Here is a 4,352-nt window from a genome sequence, read left to right as displayed (position 1 = left end):
ACTTGCACCGGCAGATGTGTGAGCGCCTGTTTAGTACGGTGGGATATACGTGTGATCAATCACCAATAAACGATAAGCCTTGATCGCCCACGACAAACACCGCAGCGCGCTAAGCCCTGGCTTCGCCAGCCCGTTTTCTGGCTTCGCGACGCATCTTTTTCCACTTCTTGAATTTACCGTAAAGGCGTCCGGCCAGCGTATCTCTGGCATAGAAGAGCCGATTGAGCAGCCATTTGCCACTGCGGTTGGACACAGCGATGCGGTAAATATTTTCCGCGTCACCATGCGGCCGGTTAAAGCCATAGGCATCGGTCGTGAAAAAATAGCGAAAGCCCAGATCCCGTGCCGCCTGCTTGTAGTCTTCGTCGAAATATCCCTGGGGCCAGCAGATGAAGTCATCCTGTTTGTTCAGCCGCTGGGCAATCAACCCGCGGCACAGCGCCAGTTCTTCACTGATTTTTTCGATTTTTTCTTCGCGGCTTGAGGCGACCTTGTCCCAGCGGGTATGCGTATGAGTATGCGAATGGATCTGCATAACGCCGCTGGCATCCATTTCCTGCAATTCGGACCAGCGCAGAATGACCTTGTCAGTTTCGCCGGACGCCACCAGATGCTTGGACTCTTCATGCACGTACGCCGCCGGCAAATCTGCAAGGTCGGCATTGGCAGTGGTCGGGCGCGGCTCCCCTTCGCCGATCCACCCGGTAACCACAAACAAAACCCCGGTCATTCCATACTTTTTGAGTAGTGGATAGGCGTAAGTGTAGTTATTCAGATAGCCGTCATCAAAAGTGATCAACACCGATTTGTTGGGCACCGGCGCACCGTTCAGGTAATCGGCAAACTGCTCGATCGTCAGCGAACGATAGCCCGCACCCTTCAAGGCAGCCAGTTGGCGTTCGAACACATCGGGCTGTACGTTGAGGGGGCTTTTGAGTGGATGCACATGGTGATACATGAGCACCGGAACATTCTTTGCATTGTCTGTCATGATTTTTCATCCAGCCATTTGCAGTAAACGGCTTCAGTATTGATGGCCAGCATTTCCGGAGAAAATACGGCTTCATCATAAAGCCATTTATGCGCTGCACGGCTCATCTGTGTGCGCAATCCCGGATTTTGAATCAGCGTATCGAGCGCCTGGGTAAGCGCGGTCGCATCATGCAAGGGGACCAGGATACCGGTTTCGCCGTTCCTGAGCATCTCAGAGACACCGCCGACATCGGTGCCCACGACCGGCAGACCGCTCATTTGCGCTTCCACGTAAACCGTGCCCGAGGCCTCCTGCTCGGTGGCAAGGGCGAATATATCGCTGCCGGCAAGCAGATTGGGTACGTCCTTTCGGTAACCCATCAGATGTACACGCTGCTGCAGGCCGCTGTCGGCGATATGCTTGCCGACTTTCTCAAACGTTGGCGAGCCGGCGCCAACCAGCACCAAGTGCAGATCCCGATAGCGTTCAAACAGGGCCTTCATGCTGTCGATGAGAAAGGTGTGGCCTTTTTTCTCACGCATCACCGCTACACAAATAACGACGATTGCCGAACTGTCCAGTCCCAGCTCCTCGCGCAGCGTCGATTGCGCCACTGGCGCCGGTGGCTCGACCGGCGAATAAATTGTGGCCACTTTTTCTGGCGCCACGCCCTTGTTCAGCACCATTTGCCGCACATGGTTACTGACCGTCGCCACCTTGTGCGGCAGCCAGGTATAGGACAGCAGTGAGCCGATGGGAATGGCCAGATGCCGGGTGCGGACAATGAGGGGGGTTCCGGCAAGACGTCCGGCCAGCGCTGCGATCAGCGTATCCTTGCGACTATGCGTGTTGAGCACATCGAACCGCCCGTCGCTCAGAATTCGGCGAATCGCGGCCACCCCTTTGACAAAATTGACAATCCCGCCCATGGGAACCGTATGCACGACAAAACCTTCATCGCGCATGCGCGCCACAAGCTGGGCTTCGGGCCGGCAGATCAGCTCCATATGGTGCCCGCGCTTGCGCATGGCGCGCATCTCCTTGAAGATACGGTGTTCCTGCCCGCCAAAGGACACTGCCGCTTCGGAGTGCACGATGCGTAACGGTCTGGCCGTTTTCTCAACCGCTGTTGCGCAGACCCCTGCCCCCTGCGGCACGTCCTGAACAACGGGTGGTTTGGCAGATGTATTCACGAATAGCTTACCTCTACGGAACCGGACTGCTGATGTTCGCGCAGTCGTTCGAACAGGCTGTCGGCCATGCGCACGCGCCATTCCTCGCCCAGTTCAATATCGCATTTATAGCCCTGGCCGGCAGAAACATAACTCAGTTGCACTCGCACGCCGGGAATACCGTTCTCGGGCTCGGCACGGTACGGATTGAGCAAAGACTTGAGCATGCTGACCGACATGCCATCTGCAATTTCGATCTGCAGACAGCGGGCCCGCTCTTCGCGCGCCTTTTGCAAATCATACAGGCTGTCTGCACTGATGCGCAGCCCGCCATTGAAGCGATTGACCTTGGCCTTGATCCGCGCGATAACCAGACTGTCGCTTTTCAGAATATGGCGATTCAGTTCATACACGCTGCCAGGGCACATGATTTCCACCTGCGCCGAGCCATCATCGAGCAGCAGGAAATACAATCGGTCATCGGCCTCGGGCTGACCGGGCGTCTTGCGATTACTGGCAAAAAATCGCTGGCCGATCAGCACACCTGCCACCCACTGCGCATCGCGTGATTCGTTGATACCAGACAGTTTGGTGGGCGCAAACCGGCGTACCTCGTCGCGCCAAACATCAAACAGATGATGACTGAAATAAAAGCCGAGCGCATTCTTTTCTTCGATAAGTTCTCTATGCAGATTCCAGGGCTGCACACGGGCCACCTGATCCTGCACGATGGCGCCGGAATCGTCGCCGAACAGCGAGACCTGGTCAGCGCTGCGGTCGGCCTGGTCTGCTGCATCAATGGCATGCGTTAACGCGGCCAGCAGCGCCGCGCGATTGCGTTCGAGTTCGTCAAACGCCCCGGCACGAATCAATGCCTCCATGGTGCGCCGGTTGACGGTATGGCGATTGACGCGCTTGCAAAAATCGTAAAGGTCTTCAAACGGTCCACCCGTTTCACGGGCCCGCAAAATTTCCTCGACAGCACCCTGGCCTGTGCCCTTGACGGCGCCCAGGCCAAACCGGATAGTGCGCGGCGGTTTGCCCGCACGCATGGCATCGTCCTCTACCGGTTCGAAGCGATAAACCGATTCGTTAACGTCGGGCGGCAGCACTGCAACGCCATTGTCCAGCGCATCGCGCCAGAAAATCTGTACTTTGTCCGTGTCGTCCATATCCGAAGACATGGTCGCGGCAATGAATTCGGCAGGATGATGCGCCTTGAGCCAGGCCGTCTGATAGGAAATGAGCGCATAGGCAGCCGAGTGACTTTTGTTAAAGCCATAGCCGGCGAATTTTTCCATCAGGTCAAACAGGCGCACGGCCAGGTCACCGTCATAGCCTTTTTCCACCGCGCCTTTTTCAAACAGCTCCCGGTGCTTGGCCATTTCCTCGGCTTTTTTCTTACCCATGGCCCGGCGCAGCAGATCGGCGCCTCCCAGACTGTAGCCGCCTACAATCTGGGAAATCAGCATCACCTGTTCCTGGTAGACAATAACGCCGTAGGTGCTACGCAGCGTCGACTCCAGCGAGGGGTGGAAATAATCGACCTCGGCGCGCCCGTGCTTGCGGTTGACGAAGTCATCAACCATGCCCGACTCCAGGGGACCGGGACGATACAGGGCCAGCACGGCAATAATGTCTTCGAACGTATTGGGCAGCAGCTTTTTGAGCAGCTCTTTCATGCCCCGGCCCTCGAGCTGGAATACCGCTGTGGTATTGCCCTCGCACAAAATGCGATAGGCCCCGGGATCGTCCAGCGACAGCGACATGATGTCAAAGTCGCGCATGGCCGGATTGAAGCGCCGCACATAGCGCACCGCCCAATCCAGGATGGTCAGGTTGCGCAGCCCCAGAAAGTCGAACTTGACCAGACCTGCGGCCTCAACATCATCTTTGTCATACTGGGAAACCACACTGGTATCGGTGCCGGGCTGGCAATACAGCGGGCAAAAATCGGTCAGCTTACCGGGCGCAATCAGTACGCCGCCGGCGTGCATGCCGACGTTGCGGGTTAGGCCTTCCAACGGGCGCGCCAGATCGACGATGGCCTTGACCTCTTCGTCATTGTCGTAACGACGACGAAATTCAGGCTCTTCTTCCAGCGTCTTGGCCAGACTCCAGGGATTGGCCGGGTTGAACGGAATCAGTTTGGACAGGCCATCGCACAAGGAATACGGCAGCTCCAGCACCCTGCCCACGTCGCGCAC

The 4,352-nt window shown here is 57.1% G+C and carries 3 protein-coding genes; all 3 read right to left on the bottom strand.

What is annotated here, in order from left to right:
* Positions 1-109: 109 nt before the first annotated feature.
* A complete protein-coding gene (locus tag ACTIKR_RS17860; RefSeq protein ID WP_193090737.1) occupies positions 110-991 on the bottom strand; it encodes a polysaccharide deacetylase family protein in 882 nt (293 codons plus the stop codon).
* On the bottom strand, positions 988-2,130 hold the full coding sequence (locus ACTIKR_RS17855) for a glycosyltransferase family 4 protein (RefSeq protein ID WP_193090741.1): 1,143 nt from the start codon (positions 2,128-2,130) through the stop codon (positions 988-990). The genes ACTIKR_RS17860 and ACTIKR_RS17855 overlap by 4 nt, the downstream gene beginning before the upstream one ends.
* A 32-nt stretch (positions 2,131-2,162) precedes the next feature.
* Positions 2,163-4,352: DNA polymerase III subunit alpha (gene dnaE / locus ACTIKR_RS17850; RefSeq protein ID WP_442328560.1), on the bottom strand; the 2,190-nt coding region annotated here is incomplete at its 5' end.

Origin of the sequence: Advenella sp., assembly GCF_052108595.1 — a bacterium.
Classification (GTDB): Bacteria; Pseudomonadota; Gammaproteobacteria; order Burkholderiales; family Burkholderiaceae_B; genus Advenella.
This window is presented reverse-complemented; position numbering and strand designations above follow the sequence as displayed.

Coding starts and splice junctions, on each gene's coding strand:
- ACTIKR_RS17860 (WP_193090737.1), bottom strand. CDS start 991: ATGACAGACAATGCAAAGAATGTTCCGGTGCTCATGTATCACCATGTG.